Annotated in this window: 4 protein-coding genes and 1 pseudogene; all 5 read right to left on the minus strand. The window is 45.0% G+C overall.

All coding sequences use genetic code 11. The features are described 5' to 3' along the window. The coding region (gene nrdD / locus WJ238_RS06825; protein WP_337606499.1) for an anaerobic ribonucleoside-triphosphate reductase at positions 1-1890 on the minus strand (1890 nt) is incomplete at its 3' end. 186 nt (positions 1891-2076) lie between these two features. Then, positions 2077-2850: an ABC transporter ATP-binding protein gene (locus tag WJ238_RS06830; protein WP_337606501.1), complete on the minus strand. Its 774-nt coding sequence runs from the start codon at positions 2848-2850 to the stop codon at positions 2077-2079. Next, on the minus strand, positions 2825-3724 hold the full coding sequence (locus tag WJ238_RS06835; RefSeq protein WP_256195013.1) for an ABC transporter permease: 900 nt from the start codon (positions 3722-3724) through the stop codon (positions 2825-2827). Before WJ238_RS06835 ends, WJ238_RS06830 begins: the two co-directional genes overlap by 26 nt. A gap of 45 nt (positions 3725-3769) precedes the next feature. Beyond that, a complete protein-coding gene (locus tag WJ238_RS06840; protein ID WP_337606503.1) occupies positions 3770-4801 on the minus strand; it encodes an ABC transporter substrate-binding protein in 1032 nt (343 codons plus the stop codon). Between the two features lie 39 nt (positions 4802-4840). Further along, positions 4841-5072, minus strand: a pseudogene (locus tag WJ238_RS06845) (hypothetical protein); the annotation flags it as partial.

Here is a 5072-nt window from a genome sequence, read left to right on the forward strand (position 1 = left end):
CGCTTCTTTATTATAATTAACCGGATATTTCACATACTGGATCTTTCCGCCGTTGCTTAAATCCCAGAATCTTCCCTCCAGGTCCTGTTTCTGAATGGGAGTGATATCCTCGCTGACATGGCAATGGAAACTGTTGCTCACATACTCTCTGTCCGACACGTTTTCAATGATCCCATACTTCTTGCGGAACTGCTGTACCTGAACGCCGCACAGATTTTCTGCCGGAGTTCCGTAAATGGCATAGAGCCTTCCATCTTCCTTTTTAAATTCTGCAATCTTCTCATTAATATAGCGAAGTGTCTCCAGGGCAAACTCTCCGTCCTCCACCAGAGACTTCTTATTATGAAGCTGCTGAAGTTCATTCAGAGCTGTAATCCCAAAGGATGCTGTAGCAGACTTCAAAAGAGGTTTGATCTTATCGTAAAGTCCAAGATGTCCGCCGTAAAATCCTCCTTCACAGTAAGCCAGAGGATTAGTGGATGCTTTCATCTCGCCCAGATAATCATAGGTTCTCAAGTGAAGCTGGCGGATCAGATTCAGATAATAGTCCAGCACCTGATAAAAGTCTTTGCTCTCCTGTTTTGCCTTTGCATAGATCATAGGCAGATGCAGGCTGATCGCTCCGATATTGAACCGTCCCACGAATACCGGCTGATCGTTTTCGTCTGCCGGCTCCATTCCACCTCTTTCATACCACGGAGACAAAAATGCGCGGCATCCCATAGGACTTATGATCTTTCCATATTTCTTATAAATCCCCGCCACATACCCATCTCCGGTGAGGCTTAGCCAATCCGGGTACATGGTTTTAGCGGAACAGTCGATTCCCGCCTCAAAGACATCTTCCATCGGGCCTCCCGGTCCGTGAAGATTCTCATCATACAGGAAAACGATCTTCGGGAAAAGGACAGGCTTTTTATGTCCTTCCTTCCCCTGTCCGTTCTTCCTGACTTCCAGCATTTTCATTGTCACCAGCTTGCCGTATTTGCTCGGTACTGTTCCGGCTGTCACTGTGATAAAAGGATAGTCTCCCCTGCTGGATGAAACGGAATTAAACTTGTATTCCCATCCCTGGAATCCCTGTTCCATCTCCTTTTCCAGATCTGCCCATGCTACCTTCTGCACAGTTTCTTCGTCCAGTCCCAGATCACGGTATTTTCGGATCAGCTTTTTGTGGGATTTCTCTGCAAATGGCTCCAGGATCTCATCTACACTCGGCACAGTAAAACCGCCGTACTGCTGGCTTGCCGCACTTAGAACAATATCGCCGATCACATCAAACGCAGTGTCCAGCGTCTTAGGCTCATTATACCAGAGATTTCCCATCTCAAAGCCTCCTGTCAGCACTGATTTCACATCGAAAAGACAGCAGTTCATAGTATCTCTTCTTGCAGACATATCATGGATATAAATATATCCGTCACGGATCGCCTGAATCTCCTCCACTGTCAGGAAAAATTTCTTATAAAGTTCTTTGTTCAGTTCATTAAAGATCAGACTTCTTTTGGTGGACACAAGAGCGCTGTCCGTATTACTGTTTTCCTTGTCACCGATGTACATGATAGACTGGCTTTTCTTATATACATCATCCAGCATCTGCACAAAATCCTGCTTGTAGTTACGATAATCGCGATAGCTTTTTGCCACCACCGGGTTCACTTTCTCCAACGCGCCCTCCACCACGTTATGCATTTCCGCAATGGGAATTTCCGTGATGTCCATGTCGTCCACTTTTTCTTCTACAAATTTGCAGATAAACCCCAGTTCTTCATCTGTAAATTTGATAAGGGCACGATAGGCTGACTTATTTACTGCAACCACTACCTTCTGTACATTAAACGCTTCCTTCGTCCCGTCTTTTTTGATTACTTTTACATCTTTTTTTACCATATGATGCCAGTCTCCTCCACTTCGTCGCTCTCTATATTTAGTATCATTCATCTTTTTTATTCACTATATAGTGTATAAATTCGCTTTATTAAGTTTATCACCTGTCCTATGTTCCGTCAACGGTATACGGCCTGAAATTTTTCACAAAAAAAGAACCCTGACGGGTTCTTAATTTTGGATGATTCTCTAGTTGCCGCATTCTATGCTGATTTCGTTAAACTGCTTCAATATTTCATCTACAGACATCGCCTTTTTTTCCTCACCTTTCAGATCAAGTACAGCCTCGCCCTGATGCATCATCAAAAGACGGTCTCCATACTCTACCGCATAACGGAGATTGTGAGTTACCATGATCGTAGTCAGTTTCTTCTCTTTTACGATTTTGTCTGTCAGCTCCATGATCAGCTCTGCCGTCTTAGGATCCAGAGCCGCCGTATGTTCATCCAGAATAAGAAATTCTATAGGAGTCATCGTAGACATCAAAAGAGCCATCGCCTGTCTCTGGCCTCCGGACAGCGCTCCCACCTTAATATCCAGCTTATCCTCCAAACCAAGTCCCAGCTGGCTTAAAAGTTCTTTATAATAGGAAATTCTCGCCTTATTGGTCCCCCGTCCGAATCCATACATCTTTCCTTTATTATCCGCCAATGCCATATTCTCCAGAATCGTCATGGAAGGACAGGTCCCCATGGCCGGATTCTGATACACCCTTCCGATCCTTCGGTTTCGTTTGTATTCTTTCTCTTTAGTAATGTCAGAGCCGTTCATAAAAATCTGGCCGGCCTCTACCGGAATGCTTCCGCAGATAATATTCAGCATAGACGTTTTTCCGGAACCGTTGCTCCCGATCACGGAGACAAATTCTCCTTCTTCTATGGACAGGTTAAACCCGCGGAACAGACACATTTCATTGACTGTACCGGGATTATAGTATTTATGAATGTCTTTGAGTTCCAGCATCCGGTTTCACCTTCTTTCTTCTTTCCATACTGATAATCAAAATTACCAGGAATAAAACTGCTGTGATCAATTTCATTGCCTGTGGTTCAAAGTTGCGGATAGCGACAGCCACACAGGCTTTATATATGACAGAGCCGATCAAAACAGCTGTAGTAGCCTTCATAACAGTAAGCTTTTTAAAGATACTTGTTCCGATAATAACACTCGCCAATCCGATCACGATCGCCCCGGTTCCCATTGAAATCTCAAACACTCTCTCCTCCTGGCAGAATGCGCTTCCCGCCAGAGCTACAAGGCCATTGGCGATGGCAAGGCCTACGATTTTCACATTGCCCTGATCCTTGGCCAGAGAAGTTACCAACACATCATTGTCACCCACCGCCCGCAGAAGATAGCCGGACTTTGTTTTCAAATAGAGATCCAGAAGGATCTTGCTGATCGCTGCCAGAACAAGAGCCAGGATCAGCGTTATATAGCTTTGCAGGGCTTCCGGCATGATTCCCTGGATCCAGTCATTTTTAAAGATACTGTCCTGGGAAAACAACGGTACATTGGAAGTTCCCGCTATATACAAATTGATAGTCCAAAGAGCCGTCATCATAATAATTCCCGATAACAAATCTCTTACTTTCCCCTTCACATGGATCAGCCCGGTGCAGACCCCTGCCAAAGCTCCTGCCAGAAAGGCTGCTAAAAGAGAGAGATAAGGATTTATCCCCTTTGTAATAAGAAGAGCGGTCACCGCTCCGCCAAGCGGAAAGCTTCCATCTACCGTAAGATCCGGAAAATCCAGTATCTTGTATGTGATATAAACCCCAAGAGCAAGTATGCCATATATCAACCCCTGCTCAAAAATAGTTACAACAAAATCCATGAATCATGCCTCACCTTCTGTTATTTCCTCTGCAGATACGTCTCTTTATTCCGCCTCTGCCTCAGAGATCGTATCAAAGCTTTCTACTGCTGTTCCTGCCAGCTCCTCCGGTACAGTAATTCCAAGATTTTCCGCTACCTTTGTATTTACGTAAAATCCGGGCTCTGTAATCGTTTCATAAGGAAGTTCTGACGCCTCTGCCTCTCCTTTGAGCACCTTTGCCGCCATCTGTCCTGTCTGCTTTCCAAGCGCAATATAATCCAATCCTTCTGCTGCAAGGCAGCCGATCTTTACCTGCTCGATCTCGCTTCCGAAAATCGGGATTCCCTTTTCATTCGCCTTTTCCAGGATAGTCGGCAGGGACGCAACCACTGTATTGTCTGTCAGATTTGTAATGCAGTCTACCTGGCTTAATAAATCATCTGCCGCAAGAGAAATATCCGCTGTTGCCGTGATCCCTTTTTCCACAATCTCAAAATCGTAATCTCCTGCAAGTTCTTTATATGTTTCCAGCGCTGAAATAGAGTTGGCCTCACTTGTAGTATACATGATGCCGATCTTCTGGGCATCAGGAAGCATAGTCCGGATCATCTCAAGCTGTGCTTTGATCGGCAGTTCGTCAGATGTTCCTGTCACATTTCCTACCGGATTTCCTTCTTCATCTGCAAGTTCTGCAGCCACCGGATCTGTTACTGCTGTATAAATAACCGGAATATCTGTATCCATCGCTGCATTGTATGCGCTCTGAGCAGTAGGCGTTGCAATAGCGCATATCATATCCACCTTGTCAGAAACGAAAGTATCGGATATCTGACTTGCCGTCCCCATATCTGCCGCTGCATTTTTGTAGTCCACCGTAAGATTTTCTCCTTCAACGATTCCTTCCTCTTCCAAGCCCTGTAAGAATCCTTCCCGGCAGTTATCCAAAGAGCCGTGCTCTGCAAACTGTGAAATACCAATGGTATAGCTCTCTTCTCCACTTCCGGAATCTGATGATCCGGAGCCGCCTGCGCATCCTGCCGCCATTGCCATCGTCATTACTGCTGTTAATAATACTGCTACTGTTCTTCTTTTCATTGTTTTGTTCTCCTTTTCCTTTTTGATTCTTTGCTGTTGTTAGGAGAGAAAATCGTGAAATGAACTTCTTCTTCGTGCAAACGCGCATCCCGCCAAGCGTTTTATTTCGTGGGGAACGAAGTTCCCTGTCAAATAAAAAACCGCCCCAAACCAAAGGTTTGAGGCGGTAATAAACTTTATTATCGCGGTACCACTCAAATTGACGAAGCGTCCACTTTTCTCATGTACTAACATACACTCCTGATTGATAACGGGTTCGGTTCCCGACAAA

The sequence above is a fragment of the Claveliimonas sp. genome, assembly GCF_037273965.1.
In the GTDB taxonomy this organism is placed as follows: Bacteria; Bacillota; Clostridia; order Lachnospirales; family Lachnospiraceae; genus Claveliimonas; species Claveliimonas bilis.